The following is a 19864-nucleotide window of genomic DNA, read 5'->3' as shown; positions in this document are numbered from 1 at the left end:
GCGCCCATATCTCAGATTCTAGGTAGAGGCGCCTGCAATGGCACAAAGGCCATCCGTTGCAACCATGCCACCTTCGCTTGAGCAGGAATTTCCTCGCTCGAGGCCGCGTTTAACGACGGGCATGCCAACGACCGTAACGTCAACGCCAGATTATTTTATTGAAGAGGACGGCCAGGTTTTTGCCGGCAGGCACGTTCTGGCCGATTTCTGGGACTGCAACAACCTGGATCGGGCAGATGTGATCGAGCGCGCCTTTCGCAAGGCCGCCATGGCGGCGGGCGCCACCCTTCTCGACATACGGCTACATCGCTTTCCGTCAAGCGGCGGCATCTCCGGCGTCGCCATACTTGCCGAATCCCATATCAGCATTCACACTTGGCCAGAGCGAGGCTATGCCGCCCTCGATATTTTCATGTGCGGTGCCTGCGACCCCTATCGAGCGCTGCCGGCCCTACGGGAAGCCCTGCACCCGGCAAGAGTCCAGACCCACGAGCAACGGCGGGGCCTGACACCGTGACGGATGCCGCCGTGACAGATGCGTGGTTTGAAGAGACGCTGCACCCTCATGTCCGACTGCGGCTGAAAATGGACCGCGTTCTCCACCACCAAAAAACCGACTGCCAGAATCTGATCGTCTTTGAAAACGGTGAATTCGGTCGGGTGTTGGCGTTGGATGGCGTCATCCAGACGACAGAAGCCGACGAATTTTTCTATCATGAGATGCTGATCCATCCCCCGATCTTCGCCCATGGCAACGTCCGAAACGTCCTGATTATCGGCGGCGGCGACGGTGGCGCTCTGAAAGAAACCCTGAAGCACCCGATTGAAAAAGCAACGATGGTCGAGATTGACCCGGCTGTGATTGCGGTTTCAAAAAAATATTTGCCGGCGCTTTCTGCGGGCGCATTTGAAGACCCTCGCACCGAAATTCTTATCCAGGATGGCACGGCATTCGTTGCCAAAACAGACGCGCGCTTCGATGTAATCGTTGTCGATTCAACCGACCCCATCGGCCCGGCAGCGGCCCTCTTCCAAAAAGAATTTTATGCGAATTGCAAGCGCTGCCTTACCGAAAACGGCGTCCTCATCACCCAAAGCGGCGTGCCTTTCGTCCAGGGTGAGGAGGCGCGCATTGTCCATGGGCATCTGCACGCCCTTTTTCCGGACCACGGCTTCTACGTCGTCCCGGTGCCAACCTACAGCGGCGGCTTCATGGCCTTGGGCTGGGGCAGTCTCACCCATAAAAACCGCGCCGTTTCAAAGGCCTGCATCGAAGATCGCTATGCGTCTTCCGGGATTGCCACCCGCTACTACAACCCCGACATTCACCTTGCCGCCTTTGCCCTGCCCAACTATATCCGTGAGTTGATGGGATAAATTTCGCAACAAGCAACACCTCACCATGCAATGGTTCGCCATGAAATGGTTCGGCGCAAAGGAGCAAGCCCATGGAACAGCCGTTCCCCCTTCCCGGTATTCGTGCCGTCCTTGCCGTTTCGTCCGCCAAGGGCGGCGTCGGCAAATCAACGACCGCCGTGAACCTGGCGGTCGGCATGGCCAAGCGTGGGAAACGGGTGGCGATGCTGGACGCGGACGTTTACGGCCCCTCCCTTCCCCGCCTGCTTGGCATCCGGGGCATGCCCACCCTTCTGGACGACAAACGTCTGGTGCCGATGCAGGCTTACGGAATTGGCTGCATGTCCATCGGCTTTCTCGTCGAGGAAGCAACTCCGATGATCTGGCGCGGTGCCATGGTCATGGGCGCCATCGAGAATCTGATCAAGGATGTCGCCTGGGGGGATCTGGACGTTCTCGTCCTTGATCTGCCTCCGGGGACCGGCGATGCCCAGCTCAGCATCACGCAACGCATTCCTCTGACCGGCGCGGTCATCGTTTCAACGCCTCAGGATATTGCCCTTCTCGACACACGAAAGGGCATCGCCATGTTTMAAAAAATGAACGTGCCGATCCTGGGCCTTGTCGAGAACATGAGTTATTTCACCTGCCCGAACTGCGACGGACGCTCGGAAATTTTCGGTCACGGCGGCGCACATATGGCAGCGAAAGAACTGGGCATTGATTTTCTGGGCGAGGTCCCACTTGATCTTGCCATACGCGAAACGGCGGACGCGGGAACGCCGATCATCGTTACCGCACCGGACAGCGCCGTAGCGACCACCTATTTTCGTATCGTCGATCAGCTGCTCGAAAAAATAGATGCAACCGCGCGCAAGCCCACGCACCCGGCACCAAAGATTGTCATAGAATAAACTTGGGCTTCCTTTTACGGATCGCGGCTGACCCCTTCTTCTTCCAAACGGCGAAGATAGGCCTGCCACAATTCTTCCTGGCAAGATCCCAGCTCGTACAAATAATCCCACGAATAGATGCCGGTATCGTGCAGATCATCAAAAGAAATCTGTATGGCGTAATTGCCGACCGGCGTCACGCTCAGGATGCCGACATGGCGTCGCCCGCCGACCAGTTTTTCCGGGCCGCCCCCATGGCCGCGTATCTCGGCGGAAGGACTCTTCGCGCGCAAAAACTCGGCCGGAAGCACGAATGTGCATCCGTCATCAAAATCGATTTCGAGGTTTTTCTCCTTTGATTTCAGCCGAATTTCATTCGGCCAAACCCGCTTTTCCACGTCAGGCCCAGCCACCCGCGAACGGCATCATCTGACTGGTGGTGAAATTCGACCCCTCCGAGGCAAGATACACAACCAGCGCGCCCAGTTCCTCCGGCGTGCCAAAACGCTTTGTCGGACAGTTCTCCTGAACCAGCTTCTGCATGAAGTCCACCCCGATTGCTTCTGCCGGAAAATACGTCGGGTTTTCTGCAAAATTCGGACAGATCGCATTGACCTGAATGTTGTCCGCAGCAACCTCCTGGGCCAAGGATTTGGCCAGCGCGTTGGCACCACCGCGCGCCGCGCAATAGGTGGTCAAATTCGGCAGGCCTTTTATCGGCCCCGCCGACGTCATGAAGATAATCTTGCCGGATTTCTGCTTCTTCATGTGTGGAATCGCCGCCCGGGCCAGACGGAAAGGTTCAATCGTCAACCCCTCCAGATAGTTCTGGAAGGCATCAACGCCAGCCGTTTCCACAGCCGCCGGGAAAAGCGCCACGAAACTATTGGAAAAAAGCAGGTCAATCCGGCCACCCTTCTTGACGACGGCCTCAATTGCCTTTTCCGGCTCCAGTTCGTCGATAATCTCGACATCCGGGTTCGCGTCGGTGAAAGCCTTGCGGCTTTCCGCATCGGCAAAACCCTGATCGCTGCAAAACACTTTCCACCCATCGTCCAACAACGCCTTCGTAGCGGCGGGACCGCCATAGCCGGTGCCGTTGATAACCAGACAGACTTTGCTGTTCATCTTCGCTTCCTCCTTAAGCTCTGATTCTTTTTTTATTTAAATCCTGCCACCGGCGAACGGAATAACCTCGCCGACGATGAAATCCGACCCCGCCGAGGCAAGGAAGGCGACAAGCGCACCGGCGTCCTCCGGCTTCGCTTTCCGCATGGCCGGCCCCTTTTCAACAAGCAGGTTCTCGGCCGTGCTCTCGCCGATCATCTCTTTTGGGAAATACGTCGGCGCGACGGTGTCACCCAATCCGATCGCATTCACCTGGATGTTCGAATCCGCAACCTCCTGGGCCAGCGCGACCATGAACGCGTTCGCCGTTCCCTGGGCCGTGCAATACGCCGTGTGGTTCGCAAGCCCATAGCGTGGCGCATCCGAAGTCACAAAGACGATCTTGCCTGATTTCTGTTTCTTCATATGCGGGACCGCAGCCTGCGCCAACTGGAAAGGCTCGACGGCAAGCACGTTCAGCGCATGGCGGAGATCTTCGACATCCGTCTTTTCGATCTGGGCCGGCGACGGCTGCAGCGACGCACTCGAAATCACCGCGTCCACACGGCCATGTTTTGCGACCACCTCCTCGACCAGCTTTGCCGGATCAAACGTGGCGGTCACTTCCAGTTGCGGATGCGCCTTGGCGTAAGACAGGCGATCGCCCTCCTTCGCAAAAATTGGATCGCTAACAACGACCTTTGCCCCACCGGCTGCCAGCGCATCCGCGCCCGCTTGCCCGACCGGGGCGGTCACATGCGTGACGATGCACACGTTGCCTTGCATGTTCCCTCCTCCATTTTTTCTTATCGTGCGTTTTTAAAAACGCTCCGTTTTAAAGACATTCCGCGATACGTTCTGCCGACAGAATGCCAGCTTGACGTTAAGGCAATAGACGCTGCGGCAAAAGGAAATTCCCAAGTTTGATTTGCATCAAATTAGGCGGGATATGAAGGCGCGCAGCCCCTTGGCTTTCAGGTGAACCCATCAGGGGTTCCGGGACGACCCCGCTTGGCGCGACCGCTTTTTGCCACGCGGGCGCAGCTGTGGCGATGCCTTGTCGTTCTTTTCCGGACCACTCCATCGCGCCAGAACGCGCAGCAATTTTTCCTCGTCGATGGGCTTGGAAACATAGTCGTCCATTCCGGCCGCGAGGTAGCTTTCACGGTCCCCCTTCATGGCATTCGCTGTCAACGCAATGATCGGAATGGTGGCAACCCCGCCGGGAAGCGCCCTTATCTTCGCCGTTGCTTCCAGCCCCCCCATTTCCGGCATCTGCACGTCCATGAGGATCAGGTCGTAGGGAATCGTCTGGACGGCCTTCACGGCTTCAATGCCATTGCCCACCGCATCCACGCGGTGCCCTTTCTTTTGCAGCATCAGGCATGCCAGCAACTGATTGACCTGGTTGTCCTCGGCCAGAAGGATGCGCAACGGTCGCACAGGCTGCGCGGCATTTTCCGCGTCCTTGCCCGCTGGATCTTCACGCGTTGCGATGCCCGCGCCCTTTGCCGCCGCCTGCTTGCCAAACAAATCGGCGATCGTGTTGAACAGAACGGATTGCCGCACCGGTTTTGTGAGACAGGCATCGAAACCGATGGCACGAAAATGGGCGACCTCCCCCGCCATCCCCATCGAGGTGGCAAGCACAAGCTTCGCTCCGTCAAATTCCCGGCGCGCACGAATTTTCCTGCCCAATTCCTCGCCATCCATGTCCGGCATCATGTGATCGAGAACGATCAGGTCGAAGGGCGTCTTTTTTTCCATTTTCTCCACAAGCATCGCCAACGCCGCCTCGCCATCCTCCGCGCAATGAACGTTCATGCCCCAGGATTCAAACTGCTTGCGAAAAATGCGCCGGTTCAACTCGGCATCGTCGACCACCAGCGCGTGCAATTCCGCAAGGTCTTCCAACGGAACAATCTTCTGACTGTCTTTTTCCATCCGCCGCCCAAGGGAAATTTCGAACCAGAAATTGCTGCCCTCTCTGGGCGCGCTTTCAACTCCAATCTCGCCCTCCATCAGTCGAACCAACTGCCTGCAGATGGCCAGGCCAAGGCCGGTGCCGCCATAGCGGCGTGTCGTCGAGGAATCGGCCTGGGTAAACTGTTCAAACAAATGCCCTTGCGCCTCCTTGGAAATACCAATGCCGCTGTCGATCACTTCAAAGCGCAGGGTCAAGCCTGCCGCCGCCTGCTTCACAACGGTCACGCCCATGGCCACGGACCCCTTCTTCGTGAATTTGATAGCGTTCCCGGCCAGGTTCATCAAAATCTGACGCAGCCGGCTTGGGTCGCCGCGAACGAAAGCAGGCACGTCCGGCGCGAAGAAAGTGACAAAATCAATGCCCTTTCCGATGGCCTGCGGTCCCAGCAATTCGGCGATGTTTTCAACGACCTCAATCAGATCAAAATCCACGACCTCAAGCTCAAGCTTGCCGGCTTCCAGCTTGGAAAAATCCAGAATGTCGTTGATGATCGCCAGCAGACTGTCGGCAGATTTGCGAACGGTTTCCGCATATTGGCGCTGTTCATCGTCCAGCTTCGTCCCCAGCAGCAAGCCCGCCATGCCGATCACGCCATTCATGGGCGTACGTATCTCATGGCTCATCGTGGCAAGAAATTCCGACTTTGTACGGGTCGCACCTTCGGCCGCGTCCTTCGCGGACTGCAAGGCTTCTTCGGCCTGTTTGCGCACCGTACTATCGGTCACAATGCCGGTAAAGATCCGCTGATTGCCGTCGTCCAAGATGGCCTCGCTGATGGCCAGATGCATCGGAAAATAGCTACCGTCTTTGCGCTGCCCTTCGACATCGCGGCCGATGCCCATGATCTTCCTCTCGCCCGTTTCCAGGTAATGCTTCAGATAGCCGTCGTGCTGTCCACTATCCGAAGGGGGCATCAACATGCGGATATTTTTACCGATGACCGTTTCCGCCGCATAGCCGAAAATCTGCTCGGCGGAAGGGTTGAAGGACTGGAGAATTCCCTTCGCGTCAATGGTGATGATGCCCGTGGCGGCGGTGTCCAGCACCGCCTGCAGGCGCTGTTCGCTGCGGCCTAGTTCCTTCGTGAGACGCTCCATCTCGCCGCCGCGCAATTCCAGGGCGCGTTCCATCTGCTTGTGCCCGGTGATTTCCGAAGCAATGCCGCAAACTTCGGTCGGCTGGCCGTTCGCATCCCTAAGGATAAATTTCGATTTCAGAAAAACCCGCTCTTCGCCATCCACCTTGGTGGTAATTTCGTAGCCCCCTGCCGGCAGAAGGCCCGCCAGGGCCTTGCGGTCGTTTTCTTCGGCCATCTCGGCTGTGTTCGGGAACGCCTCGCGCGCCGTCTTTCCCATCACGTCTTCCAGAGACACCTGGAAGACCTCCTGATAGCGGCGATTGATCCAGATATAGCAACCCCGAAGATCCTTCAGCGAAATACAAAGCGGCGCGTAATCGAGAATGCCCTGAAGCTGCCGGTCGCTCTCGCGGAATTTCTTCTCTATCCGCTTGCGTTTGCTAATGTCCCGGGCGATGCCAACAAATAAATCGCTAGGATGGCTCCGTATTTCACTCACCGTCAGGCCAATTGTAAAGATCGTTCCGTCCTGACGGCGGCCTTTTACTTCATGGGAGGGGCTGCCCGCGTCATTCGTCTTCAGATAATTCCGGGCGCAGTTTCCCTCCCCGCCGAGACAGAATTCCGGCATGAGTAGACGGATGCTCCGGCCAATGACCCTGTCCGAAGGATAGCCAAACATCTTTTCGCACGCCGGATTGAAAGAGAGGAGGATGCTGTTCGCATCAATGGTAAAAATGGCGTCCCAAGCGTTGTCGATGATGGCACCAAGGCTTGCCCGGTTGGCCGCCTCTATCTTAAAGGCCACCCACAGACCAAAGGCCAGGGCGATCAACACGAAGAGTGGAACCGCCTCGAAGGCGGTGTGATACCAGCCAAGGGAGTGTCCATCCCAAGCAAGGATGCCCCCCGCCCCCGACCCAACGCCGAACAGGACGCCGACCAGAAGGTAATTTCTCAGATTGCGCGTGAACCGCGCCGAACGAGCCTCCAGCAAAGCCATGTCACCACCAAAAATACACCCTAAGAGAGTGTTCTTAGTAAAGAACACTCGTAAAAGATGTATTAAGCGGTGCCAGAAGCCGCTGCAGACAGGGAAAAGCTAAAGGGCTTCTTCCCCCGTCTCGCCCGTACGAATGCGCGTGGCGCGTCCCACGTCGAGCACAAAAATCTTGCCGTCGCCGATCTGGCCAGTTTTTGCAACTTCCTGAATGGTATCAATGGCCCGTTCTGCGGTGGTGTCGTCAACGACGATCTCGATCTTGACCTTGGGCACGAAACTAACCGCATATTCGGCGCCGCGATAAATCTCCGTATGGCCCTTCTGGCGGCCATATCCCTTGACCTCGCTGACGGTCATCCCCTGAACGCCAAGTGCTGTCAGGGCCTCGCGCACATCGTCGAGCTTGAATGGCTTGATAATAGCGATCACGAGTTTCATTGACGTTTTTCCCCTCTCCAAACAGGTGGCAATCCAAAATGCCTCACAGGGTATAGCCCCGTTCGCCATGGGTGGTGATGTCCAGTCCTTCCGTTTCCTCCTGCTCGCTGACCCGAAGACCGATCAGGGCGCGCAGAAGAAAGGCGATGCCAACACTCACCACCACGGCCCACCCGACGGTGGCGACAACGCCAAGGCCCTGCACCCAGAACTGGTCCAGGATTGTGCGCCCTTCCGGCAGGCCCAGGCCGCCAAATGCGGTGGATGCGAAGACGGCTGTCAGCAGAATACCGAGAATGCCGCCAACACCATGCACGGCGAAAACGTCGAGCGAATCATCGATTTTCACGGTCTGCTTGATGAAGGGAACCGCCCAGGAGCAGACGAGCCCTGCGGCAACCCCGATCGCCAGTGCCCCCATCGGCCCGACATAACCGGAAGCCGGCGTAATCGTTGCCAAACCGGCGACCATGCCGGTCACGGTTCCAATCAGGCTCGGCTTGCCATATTTGATCCACTCAAACGCCATCCAGGTGAGCGCGGCGGTCGCAGCGGAAATGTGGGTCACCGTCATCGCCATCGCGGCATTGCCGTCGGCGGCCAGGGCGCTGCCCGCGTTAAAGCCGAACCAGCCGACCCACAGCATGGCGGCGCCGATCATCGTGACGCCCGGGCTGTGAGGCGGCTTCACGTCACCAGGAAATCCCTTGCGGCCACCCAGCATCACGGCCAGCACCAGCGCCGTTACCCCCGCCGTCGCATGGACGACAAGACCGCCGGCAAAATCCATAACGCCAAGATCGGCAAGCCAGCCGCCGCCCCAGATCCAATGGGTGACAGGCGCATAAACGAGGATCAGCCAAATGCCGCTGAACAGAAGAACGAATGAAAATTTTATCCTCTCCACATAGGCCCCCACGATCAACGCCGGTGTAATGATCGCAAAGGTCATCTGAAACATCATGAAGAGAGTCTCTGGAATGTCCCCCGCCATCGCATCAACCCCAACGCCGGCGAGGAAGGCCTTGCCGAAACCGCCAACCCATGCGTTTGCCGCACCACCATCCCCAAAGGCAAGGCTGTAGCCGCAGACGACCCACAGAACGGACATGAGACAGGCGATCCCGAAACAATGGGTGAGAACGGAAAGCACGTTCTCTGCACGCACCAGCCCGCCGTAAAAAAGGGCCAGCCCTGGAAGCGTCATGAACAGCACCAGCGCTGTAGCCGTAAGGATCCAGGCCGTATTGGCGCCGCTCAAGGCCGCCTCCCCAGCCAAAGCCGGCAAAGGCATCATCGCAAACAGAAAAGCAAAGCAAAGAAGATAAAGCAGCTGCGTAGATTTCCCGACCGGCATGTGTTTTTCCCCTTGGACAACGCTGGATCGCACTGGATGACACTGGTCCGGCAAACCCACCTTTCCATGCGCTAAAAGCGCGATTTCGAGAAACCCTACACCAGGAAGGAATATCTCGCAAAGCCTGCAAAACCTGCCGGTTTTTCGCGCAACGCATGCCCGCACACGCTTCGCCGGACCTTGTCAAACAATCGGCCCAAATATTAATGGGAAATTAGCCGCTCACCGTCCAGTCTGTCGTGACCACAACCCTTCGGACCACCCACAACGGGGAACCGGTCGGTGAAAATCAGCCAAAAGGACCCGGGCCTTAACGAAACCCGCGAGGAACTGAGGCAACGCAACGAAGGCGAACGCCGCCTGCGGAGCATCGTTGACGCGACCCCCCTGCCGCTTTTCATCACCAGCGCCACGGATGGGAGGGTCCTTTACGCCAATGCAAAAACCGAAACGCTGACCGGCCTGCCACCGGCGGCTCTGTGTGGGCGCAAGGCCAGGGACTTTTACGCAAAGCCAGAAGAGCGGGACGCGCTCTTCGAAATGCTCGAAAAGAAAGGCCTGATCAACGATCATCAGGTCGAGATGCGCAAAAGCACCGGCGAGACCATCACCGTCCTGCTTTCCCTTCACCCCGTTATCTATGAGAACGATCTTGCTATCCTCACATCGGCAGTCGACATCACCGAGCGCCTGCGCTCGAAGGAAGCGCTTCGTGAAAGCGAGGAACGCTTTCGCAGCGCCTTCGAGATGGCCCCCCACGGGACTGCACTTGTTGATTTGGAGGGCAAATGGCTAAAGGTGAACCACGCGCTCTCCGAGATGATCGGCTACAGCGAAACGGAGCTAAAGACGACCGACTTTCAGGCGATTACCCATCCTGACGATCTTGAGGCAAGCCTCGCCTACTACAAGCAGATGCTGGCCGGTGAGATTACCACCTACCAGATAGAGAAGCGCTATTTCCATAAGGACGGGCATGTCGTCTGGGCATTGCTGGCCGTTTCCATGGTACGGGATTCGAAAGACGCGCCGCTTTATTTTGTTACGCAAATCTACAATCTCACGGATCGCAAGGCGATCGAGGCCCAACTCCGTGAAAGCGAAGCCCGTTTCCGCAACATCTCCGAACGCGCCCCGGTTGCGATTTCCATCAACCGGATTTCCGACGGCACGTTCCTTTATATAAACCCCTGGACGAATGCCTTTTACGGCTTCGGCCCCGGCGAACTGATCGGGAAACAAAGTCTGGACCTCTATCAAGACCCGAAAGAACGCACAGAAATCATGAAGCTGGTCCTGAAAACCGGCCACCTGAATGACCGCGAAGTGCGACTGAAAAGCGCAGACGGCACACCCTTGACCGCCATCATTTCCTACGCGCGCATCGCTTTCGATGACGAAGACGCGGTGATGACCGTTGCCCAGGATGTTTCCGAGCTAAAAAAGATCGAGACGGCGCTGCGCGAAAGCGAACAGCGTTTCCGCGCCGTCGTCGAAGGCTTGCCCCTGCCGCTGCTCATCACTCGCCTGTCCGATGGACAGATTCTCTTCGCCAATTCGCGTGTCGGCCCGGCCCTGGATCTGCCGGTGGAAAAAATCATTGGCGCCCACGCCAAGGACTTTTATCAAAATCCGGAAGACCGTTCCGCCATCATCGAGCGTACCCGCAAGCATGGCGGCATTCGCGAGCACGAGCTGAAAATGAAGAAAGCCGACGGCACGCCGATCACCGTCCTGCTGTCCACCCATCCCGTGACCTTTCGGGGAGAGGAAGCCGTCCTCGCCGCCTTTCAGGACATCACCGCCTTCAAAAAAGCCGAAGAAGCCTTCCTCCAGGCGACGAAGATGGACGCCATCGGACAGCTCGCCGGCGGCATCGTGCATGATTTCAACAACCTTCTCGGCGTGATTATCGGCAATCTGGAATTGCTGGAGGAACGCAGCCATGACGAAGCGACCCATAATTTTGCCCGCCGGGCGCTTGGCGCAGCGGATCGCGGGGCGGCACTCACCCAGCGCCTGCTCGCTTTCTCCCGCAAACAGGCCCTGGAACCAAAGCCCACGGACTTAAACCGGCTCATCGCCGGAATGACGGAATTGTTCGAACACAGCCTCGCCAAAGCCATCGAAATCCAAACGGACCCCGGCAACGACCTCTGGCCCATCCTGATCGATCCGAACCAGTTGGAAAGTGTCATTCTAAACCTTTCCCTGAACGCCCAGGACGCGATGCCGAAAGGCGGGAAACTGATGGTTTCAAGCAAAAACGTCACCATCGACGCAAAAAATTCCAAAGAGGCGGACCTTGCCCATGGCCGTTATGTCCTGCTCACCGTCCGGGACAACGGCGCCGGCATCCCGAAGAAAAATCTGGCCCATGTTTTTGATCCCTTCTTTACGACCAAGGACGTTGGCAAGGGAAGCGGCCTGGGTTTAAGTGTCGTTTACGGGTTTATCCGGCAATCCAATGGCGACGTGCGCATTGAAAGCCGTCCTGGCAAAGGAACGACCGTAAAGATTTATCTGCCGACAACGAAAAAGAAGGAAAGCCCTTCCGAAACGGCCCTGCCGATGCTGAAGGGGCTGGAAGGAAACGGCGAAACAATTCTCATCGTCGAAGACGACGTGGCCATGCTCAGCCTTGTAAAACGCCTCCTGACCAGCCTCAACTATCGGGTGCTCGAAGCAAAAGACACGCCATCAGCGTTGCGCATTTTGGAAACGGCATCCAGCATTGATCTCCTTTTTTCGGACGTCGTCCTGCCCCATGGCATGAACGGCGTCACCCTTGCCAAGGAAGCGCGGCAAAACCATCCGGGCCTGAAAATACTGCTAACTTCCGGCTATCTGGCCGAATTGCCCGACCGCAGCAATCTTAGTGCCGAGCTAATCAAAAAGCCCTACCGCAAGCGTGCCCTGGCCAAGAAAATCCGCGAAGTGCTGGCCGCATAAACGCAGCCCATCTCAACCGGCCAACGCCGCATCCCATCGGAACATTTTCTCTAACTCTCTGAAAACGCCATTCTTTTGCAAAGAAAGCGGTTTGCTTTCCCGCCGCCAATATGATTAATTTTTGTTAACCATATGGACAATCCTCGAAAATGAGGCACGGAATGAAGGCCTATGAGGAACTTGTTGGGGGGGAAGGCCGGCTAATCAACTATCGGGCAGACCGGCACAAGGCCCAGGATTTGTTTCGCCGGGCTCTACCCGATATTGAGATCGCCAGGCTGCCTTACGTGCTGCAAGACCTAAGCATGAGCGGCATCGCCATCTTTGCAAACCGTGAGAACGGCTGGTCCGGCGAACCGGGCGAACAAGTGCCGATCCATATTCGTCTTGGCAAGACGATCCTCCATGAAGGCCGCGGGCGGATCTGCCGCGTCGAGCCGACGCCCTTCGGCACGAAGGTCGCGCTGCAACTGACGAGCGGCCATCTGGATATTCCGCAACTGGTCGCCAGACACGAGGAAATTTGCCTCCGCCGCGAACTTGAAGGCGGCCTCAACGCGGCAAGCGAGCACATTCCTCCGGAATACCGGCAGCTCACCTCCGACATTCTTCATTTGCTGCGCCGCTATCGTTCCGCCATCAAACAGTTTAACGGCACGGCAAATCCGCACACCCTAGAGAATGAATCCCGTCTGGCCGAGGTGCTCTCGATCTGTGAAGAACGCATCCTGCCGGAATGGCGCACACTTTGGCACCAGGCAAACGCACTCGTCGAACCCATCATGAAAGACCCCAAAGCGCTGAAGGAAACGAAGCGCTTCACCGAACTGGTCCTGACGCCGGAATTCATGGAAGCTCCCGTCTGGAAGCGTGCCTATGAAAAGCCGCTTGGCTATCCAGGCGATTTTAAGGCCATGAATTACATCTATACCTGGCGTCGCCAGGGGGCGACTCCTTACGGGAAACTGCTGCATCGCATTGGCCTCGACACGGGCGAATGCATCGCGAACCGCATGGTGATGATGCAACAGATCATTGCCGAAATTGTCGCCAACAAAAACGGCCCCGTGCACATGACGAATCTTGCCTGCGGACCGGCGCAGGAAATCATCAACTTTCTACGTCGCGGCTTCATTCCCCATGCCGTTCACATCACGCTGATCGATCAGGATCATCAGGCCCTGAGCCAAGCCTATGAGCGCATCTATCCGGAAACGCTTCGCCTGGCCGGTCGGGCAAGTGTAAACTGCCTGCACGCGTCCTTCGGACAACTCCTGAAAGGCAACCAGCTCTTGGACAAAATTCCGGCCCAGGACCTGATCTACATGGTTGGTCTGGTGGATTACCTTGGCCAGCGCGCGGCGCGCGCGCTGATCAACGGTCTCTACCGGCAATTGGCACCCGGCGGCTGTCTGGTCGTCGGCAACGTCAAGAAAAGTCCCGCCAGCCTGCTGTGGCCGACCGAATTTCTTTGCGACTGGAGCCTCGTTTACCGGACGGAAGCCGAAACCTTTGATTTGGCGCGGGACCTGCCCGCAAGCACGACAACCGTCAAGACCGACGCTTCGGATTGCGTCCAGATGCTCTACATCCGCAAGCCGGACGCGTGACCCTCAGGCGGCGCCGTCGACATGGCTCGGTGACCTGGCCCCACCAAACACGCGTTTTGCAGGGAAATTGGCGCGAATAATCGTACCGACCCCGATTTCGCTTTCAATCTCAAGCGCGCCGTCGTGAAGCCTCATTATTTTCTTGGCCAGCGGCAACCCAAGGCCCGTGCCTTCATAGCCACGGGCATAGGCGGCTTCCACCTGAACAAACGGCTCGAAAACCTTTTCGATATCTCCTTTTGCAATGCCGATGCCGGTATCCTCGACGCACACGCAAACGCTGCCATCCGCCATGTGGGCGGTCGAGACAACAACCGCGCCGCCTTTCTGCGTAAACTTTACCGCGTTTGAAAGAAGGTTGATGAAGGTCTGCCGAAGCAATCTGGGGTCCGCATGCAGTTGCACAGCCGTTTTTGGCATGTCGAAGCGAAGCCGAATGCCATTTTCCGCCGCCCGTTCACGGAACATACGCATGCAACCGTCCAGCACCTCCGTAAGATTGACGACCTCATCTCGAAGCGTGAGCCGCCCGGCCTCTGCCTTTGAGAGATCCAGAATATCCGTGATTAAGCTCAACAGGTGACTGCCACTGCTGTGGATATCCTCAATATAGCCCTTGTACTTTTCCGACCCGATGGGGCCAAACATCTGCTGCTTGAGTATCTGGGAAAAGCCGAGAATCGCATTCAGGGGCGTACGCAATTCGTGGCTCATAACAGCAAGAAATTCCGTTTTTGCCTCACTGCTTGCACGCGCTTCATCCAGAAGCTGATCGGAACGTTCTTTTTCCTTCAAAAGAAGCTGCGTCTTGACAAAATTCTGGCGAATGTAGAGCTCCTGCGTGTAGCTCGTGAAAATACCGACGGCACCCGATACGACCAGAAAAACATTGTTGCTGATTAACACCTCGCTTGGAATCGGATTTACGACCAGTGCAACATACTGATAAAGCCCCACCAACGTCACGGTAATGGCCGCCGCATACACATAGCGAAGAATGCTCAGGCTTGAGCAATAAATGATGACGAGGAGAAGGCCCGCGTAATAGAGATGGTTGCCCGGCGCGTTCGCAATGGCCACCATGACAAGAATGCCCAGCCCCGGAACAAGCATGCCAAACGCCAGGATAAATTGCGACATACGCAGAAAGGCTTTTGTCCCTGTGACGAGACAGAGCGTCAATAGAACCGGACAGACAACCCCGTAACGGATGATCCAGAATTCCATCAGCTTGTCCGGAACGATGAAGTAATCGAGAATGCCAAAGAGGGCGTAGAGGCCTAACCCTGCAAGAAGGGAAACCCGGATGGTGGGAAGCGACTGCCGGATATGCATGATCCGGTAGCGGTTCTCAGTTTCGTCGTCGTCAAAGCGGAGGCGCAACTTTCCAAGCCGCAAGGCATGAGCCGTCCACGCTTTTTCCAGGTCGTTCATGGCCATTTTTACTTTTCCAGACGTGGGCGGCCCCGTGGGCGGCCCCACCGACACGCACCCCTGTTAACACAGGTTAACGGCCCGCAACGGTCCATCAAAAAAATTAAGAATTCCTTAATAGGCGCCGAAAATCGCTGATTTTTCTAAGCGTTCCAGCGCTTTTAGAAAAACCGGCTTAAACGAAGCGTCAGGAAATCGTCGTCCCGGATACCGGCAACAAGAACGTCGTTCTGCCCGTTAAAAAAGAAGCGACCTTCAAGCTCAACCTTCCAATTGTCGCCGACCCGGCGTGACGCCTCGACAAAGAAGAGCGTCGCCTGGGACGACCGGTCGACAACCGCCCCGGCCAGCGCCTCCGTACTCTGCACGTCGTTCAATGCCAGACGCGCGCCTAGAAAAAGATCGCCATCCCCGGCAGCAGGCGGCGCCAAGGCCCTGTCGCGGCCGTCATATTGATATTCGGCAAGAAGGCCCAGATCGGCAACGGTCTCGAAGAGCTGATAGAGCGTATATTCGAAGCCGGCGACGGTCGCATAAAAACGATCGCCATGGCCGCTGCGACTCATCGCCTCCAGCTTCCAGAGCCAGGCCTCCACGGTCCATTGAACCTCAAGACCCGTTTGATCAATCTGGTCGTAATGGGGAACGAAGACGACCTGTCCGCCGGGCCGGGGCGTAAGGATCAGCCGTGGCTCGCGGCTCGTTCCATGAAAATGCGAAACGCCGATATCCCAATCCCCGATCACATGCGACCAACGCAGTGCAAAATCGACATGGGTCTCTTCGGCAGCCGAATCATAAGTCGGGTTGTCGGCGTCGATGACAATGGGGCCGCGCAGCCTTGCGTCCTCATCGGGGAAACTGCGCTCGCGAAAGCCAGGCAGCACGAAGGCGCTCAGCGTTCCCCAGTCCTCCTGCAGCCGGAAATTCACCATCGGCTGACCCAGTTTGTCCTCGTCGTCGATGTCCTCCACCCCGTCGAACTGGTTGATGATATCGACAAGATGGCGGGATTCGGTAACGCCCCAGAAAATGCGATCCAAACCGATGACAAGGTCCCAACCCCGACCCTCATGCAGCCAGTTTGCCTCGCGGACATCCACATGGGTGCGTTGATCGCTGTCCGGCGCCCAACGCGCGAAAGGAATAAAAGTCAGGCGGTTTGCCCGCCCTCCCCATTCGTACACCAGCTCCGGCTCCGCCACGAAGGACGGCGAAATCTGGTTGTCGTCCTGATCGGAAAAGAAAGCCGAATTGGGGAAAAAACGCGTCTCGAAAGCTACATTGCCGGACAAATCCCATTCGCCAGCAACGGCACCGGATGGCGTAAGGGAAAACTGCGCGATCGCCGCAATCGCAAGAACCGCGAAAAAGAGAGGACGCGCGTTCGTCAACGGGCCCGCTTTAGACGACTGGGCGTGAAATTTCCTTCATCCACACCGGTGCGGAACTTGTAATTCGTAAAGGTCAGCGTCGTCGCCTTCCCCGTTTGCATATTGTCCATCTGCATGCGCAGGGGTCGCCAATGCTTATCCAGATATTTCTGGTATTCCGACTGGACGAGCACTTTTAAAAGCTCACTCTTGCGGTCGTAATATTCAACCTTCATGACGCGGTATTCGTCCTGATCGACCCAGATAACCTGCTTCGTATAGCCAGAATGTTCATAAACCGGATAACGCTCAACGACGAAGCATTGCAGTTCACCGCAGCCCTCGTCCCGCAGCCATTTGTATTTATATTTTTCGACTTCCTGACTCGCCAGATCCTCGTAAGCAAATTCGCTACCGACGAACGGGCCGGATTTGTTAACGGATGAGATTCGTTTCACGCGCTTGATCGCCGGCAGGTAAATCCATTGATCGTCCGGCTCGGTGATTTTCGTATGCGACAGAAACGCCGTCCCTTCAATGTCGCGCGGCTTGTCGAAGATGGTCAATCCCTTGTCGCCAAGCCCGGCTTCTGTATTTTCCAGAGACTGGGTCCGCAAATCCCGGGTGCTTGATTCGCCATTGCGATTGGTGAGGACCATGTTCAGATCAACCTCGCTATCGATCCAGCCGAGATCGCGACGGTCGATCTCGCGGGCGATGACAAGGCCTTTTTCCTCGGGCGTTTCGGCCAAAGCCGGCCCCGCTAGAAAGGCGAACCCGATGGCCGCGCCCAGGACTGCAATGCCCAGGACTGCAATGCTCAGCCGGGTGCCGTTTCGAATTTGTCGACTTTGTGACAACGCTTTAACCATGGTCCGTCTCCTTGGCGTTGGTTCTGCCGCGCGATAAGGCAACAAGCAGCGCGGGAAGCAAAGTAAAATCCACAAACAGGGCGGCGGCAATCGATGCAGCTGTCAGCAAACCAAGGCTTTGATTCAGCTCGAAGGCAGAAAAGGCCAGCACCCCGAACCCGGCGACAAGAATGACCGAGGTAACGACAAGCGCCGTGCCAACCGTCGCGAAAGCATAGCGAACGGCATCTTCCGAATTGAGCCCCTGTTCGCGCCGCGCACGAAGGTATTTTGAGAGAAAATGCACGGTGTCGTCAACGATGATACCAAGGCTCGTCGCCACCACGATCGATGCCGCCAGGCCAAGCTCGCCCACCGCAATCGCCCAGATTCCAAAGACAATCACCGCCGGGACCAGGTTTGGGATCAAGCTTAAAAGGCCAAGGCGAACGTGGCGGAGTGCCAGAATAAGCGACAGCGAAATCAGCACGAAGGCCAGAGACGTGCCGACCAACATGCTTTTGATGTTGCGCTCGGAAATATAGGCAAACATGACAAACGGGCCCGACCCTTCAATCTCGGCCGCCGACACCATGTTCTTCTTAAGCCAGACTTCCGAATCGGCCTTCAGCACACGCGATTCCCGCGTGGTGATGTTTTTCAGCGTCGCAATGACGCGCACAGAAGATTTGTCGATGTTGATCTGGTTGTTCAGGTCCAGCCCGTAAGGCAACGACATTTCAAACAGCAGCAAATATTGCGCCGCAAGCTCGCGAATGTCTGGCAACAGGTACCAGGCCGGATCATCGCCATGCATGTTCTTGTTCAACCGGCGCACGATGTCGGTATAGGTCTGCACATGCACAACTTCGGGCCGCGCTCTTAACCAATTGGCGAAAGCATCCATCTCTTGAAGGTAAACCGGCTCACTGATGCCGCCGCTTTCTCCAGCGGGAAGCGAATATTGAACCTGATAAATGCCGGAGAGGTTTTCCATCGCAAAATCGGTGTCGGCGCGAAACTGGATGATCGGAYCGAAATAATTGACGAACTGATCGTTTAACTCGATGCGCGGGATCATGATGCCCAGCAGGATGACCATGGCACTCACCCCCCACAGAAGCGCGCGGCGCTTGGCGATGACAAAATTCGCCAGCCGCTCCATATAGGTTACCGCCGATAAATCACGGGGCCTCGCACGCATCGGCAGCACGGACATCAGCGCCGGCAGGAAAAGGACCGAATAAACCCACGCCGCGATCACCCCAATGGCCGTGATATTGCCAAGGTCACGGAAGGGCGGCGCGTCGCTGAAATTCAGGCTCAAAAAGCCAATTGCCGTCGTCAGACTGGTCAGGAAAATGGGATGGAAATTGATCCGCATGCTTTCCAGAATGGCGTCACGCTTCGACGCCCCCCGGGCCATCTGCTGTGACATCGTCACCAGGACATGCACGCTGTCGGCGATCGCCAGGGTCAGGATAATCGTCGGCGCCGAAACGGAAGGCGGGGTTAACTGAACCCCCATCCAGCCGGCAACCCCCATCGCCGTCGAAGCGGACAGGCCGATGACGAGAAGCGTCGCGAAGGTGCCGCTCACGGAACGCAGCAGCACGAACATGACAAGAAGCAGCACGCCATACATCAGCGGCACCAGCCGGGTCAGGTCGCTGACACTGGCTTCCGTAAACGCGTTGTTGAGCGCCGCAAGCCCGGTGACCGCAATTTTGATGTCCGGGTGTGCGGCGCGCACGCGATCGGCAAGGGCATGGGCCGCCGCCATGGCTTTCGGCACTTCCTCGGTATTCTTTTGCGGCAGGGTCAAATTGATATTAATGCCCGTCGTCTCGCCATTTGGGGAAAGCAGCCGGTTTAGAATCAACGGCTCTTCGAACGCGACATCACGAATACGCGCCAGGTCCGAGCGCGTTAGAGACGCGGGATCGCGGACAAGGTCTTCAACCGTGAGATCATCGCCATCGGCATAGCTGTGCTGAAAATTCGTCAGTGAATCGACGCGGGTCGCAAAGGGAATTTTCCACCCCTCGTCGGTGAAGGTTTTAATGGCCGTTAGCGCCGCCTTCGTAAAAACGTCCCCTTTGGCCGGCTTCAACACGAAAAGAATGTTGTCGTCTTTCGTGTAGACGTCCTGAAGTTCTTCAAAGGCCAAAAGCTGAGGATTTTCCTCGCTGAAAAAGACGCGGTAATCCGTCGAAAATCCAAGATGCTGCGCACCGCTGGCAATCCCGACTGCCACAACCAGAGTCACGGCCAGGACGGCGAAGCGCCATCGCAAAACCCAACGCGTATAGCCCTCTACCGTTATTCCCAGCTTTGCAAACATGTGCACCCTCTTGATTGTTTTTTCTAAGATGCCCGTCACCTTGGCAAAAGCTGGACAAAGTGCGCGCCTGATGTAAACTAC

Annotated in this window: 15 protein-coding genes; 5 read left to right on the top strand and 10 right to left on the bottom strand. The window is 56.9% G+C overall.

Annotation, left to right across the window (positions count from 1 at the left end; all coding sequences use genetic code 11):
* Window positions 1–37: 37 nt before the first annotated feature.
* From speD to COA65_00205, 3 genes are all read left to right on the top strand, one after another.
* Window positions 38–517, top strand: a complete 480-nt coding sequence (speD, locus tag COA65_00215; GenBank protein ID PCJ61433.1) for an adenosylmethionine decarboxylase — start codon at window positions 38–40, stop codon at window positions 515–517.
* Window positions 514–1377 (top strand): spermidine synthase, encoded by an 864-nt coding sequence (locus COA65_00210; protein ID PCJ61432.1) that lies wholly within the window; start codon window positions 514–516, stop codon window positions 1375–1377. The genes speD and COA65_00210 overlap by 4 nt, the downstream gene beginning before the upstream one ends.
* 71 nt (window positions 1378–1448) lie before the next feature.
* A complete protein-coding gene (locus COA65_00205; GenBank protein ID PCJ61431.1) occupies window positions 1449–2270 on the top strand; it encodes a hypothetical protein in 822 nt (273 codons plus the stop codon).
* A gap of 14 nt (window positions 2271–2284) precedes the next feature.
* Here the strand turns inward: COA65_00205 and COA65_00200 are convergent, their stop codons facing one another.
* The 6 genes from COA65_00200 to COA65_00175 form a co-directional block, all read right to left on the bottom strand.
* The gene (locus COA65_00200) at window positions 2285–2647 is read right to left on the bottom strand and encodes a hypothetical protein (protein ID PCJ61737.1); all 363 of its coding nucleotides are present in this window, start codon (window positions 2645–2647) and stop codon (window positions 2285–2287) included.
* A gap of 1 nt (window position 2648) precedes the next feature.
* Entirely contained in the window at window positions 2649–3377 is a 729-nt protein-coding gene (locus COA65_00195; protein PCJ61430.1) for a hypothetical protein, read from the bottom strand.
* Between the two features lie 36 nt (window positions 3378–3413).
* Window positions 3414–4142 (bottom strand): hypothetical protein, encoded by a 729-nt coding sequence (locus tag COA65_00190; GenBank protein PCJ61429.1) that lies wholly within the window; start codon window positions 4140–4142, stop codon window positions 3414–3416.
* 201 nt (window positions 4143–4343) lie between these two features.
* On the bottom strand, window positions 4344–7424 hold the full coding sequence (locus tag COA65_00185; protein PCJ61428.1) for a sensor protein gacS: 3081 nt from the start codon (window positions 7422–7424) through the stop codon (window positions 4344–4346).
* Window positions 7425–7523: 99 nt separating this feature from the next.
* On the bottom strand, window positions 7524–7862 hold the full coding sequence (locus tag COA65_00180) for a transcriptional regulator (protein PCJ61427.1): 339 nt from the start codon (window positions 7860–7862) through the stop codon (window positions 7524–7526).
* A gap of 43 nt (window positions 7863–7905) precedes the next feature.
* Window positions 7906–9159, bottom strand: coding sequence for an ammonia channel protein (locus COA65_00175; protein PCJ61736.1), 1254 nt, complete (start codon window positions 9157–9159; stop codon window positions 7906–7908).
* A gap of 342 nt (window positions 9160–9501) precedes the next feature.
* Between COA65_00175 and COA65_00170 the strand changes: the two genes are divergently transcribed.
* On the top strand, window positions 9502–12171 hold the full coding sequence (locus COA65_00170) for a hypothetical protein (protein PCJ61426.1): 2670 nt from the start codon (window positions 9502–9504) through the stop codon (window positions 12169–12171).
* Between the two features lie 149 nt (window positions 12172–12320).
* The gene (locus tag COA65_00165) at window positions 12321–13781 is read left to right on the top strand and encodes a hypothetical protein (GenBank protein PCJ61425.1); all 1461 of its coding nucleotides are present in this window, start codon (window positions 12321–12323) and stop codon (window positions 13779–13781) included.
* A gap of 3 nt (window positions 13782–13784) precedes the next feature.
* Here COA65_00165 and COA65_00160 read toward each other — a convergent pair whose 3' ends face one another.
* From COA65_00160 to COA65_00145, 4 genes are all read right to left on the bottom strand, one after another.
* Window positions 13785–15269, bottom strand: a complete 1485-nt coding sequence (locus tag COA65_00160) for a hypothetical protein (GenBank protein ID PCJ61424.1) — start codon at window positions 15267–15269, stop codon at window positions 13785–13787.
* A gap of 107 nt (window positions 15270–15376) precedes the next feature.
* On the bottom strand, window positions 15377–16609 hold the full coding sequence (locus tag COA65_00155) for a hypothetical protein (GenBank protein PCJ61423.1): 1233 nt from the start codon (window positions 16607–16609) through the stop codon (window positions 15377–15379).
* A complete protein-coding gene (locus COA65_00150) occupies window positions 16606–17460 on the bottom strand; it encodes an outer membrane lipoprotein-sorting protein (GenBank protein ID PCJ61422.1) in 855 nt (284 codons plus the stop codon). The genes COA65_00155 and COA65_00150 overlap by 4 nt, the downstream gene beginning before the upstream one ends.
* On the bottom strand, window positions 17453–19783 hold the full coding sequence (locus tag COA65_00145; protein ID PCJ61735.1) for an RND transporter: 2331 nt from the start codon (window positions 19781–19783) through the stop codon (window positions 17453–17455). Before COA65_00145 ends, COA65_00150 begins: the two co-directional genes overlap by 8 nt.
* Window positions 19784–19864 lie beyond the last annotated feature (81 nt).

This window comes from Rhodospirillaceae bacterium, from assembly GCA_002746255.1.
Lineage (GTDB): Bacteria > Pseudomonadota > Alphaproteobacteria.
This window is presented reverse-complemented; position numbering and strand designations above follow the sequence as displayed.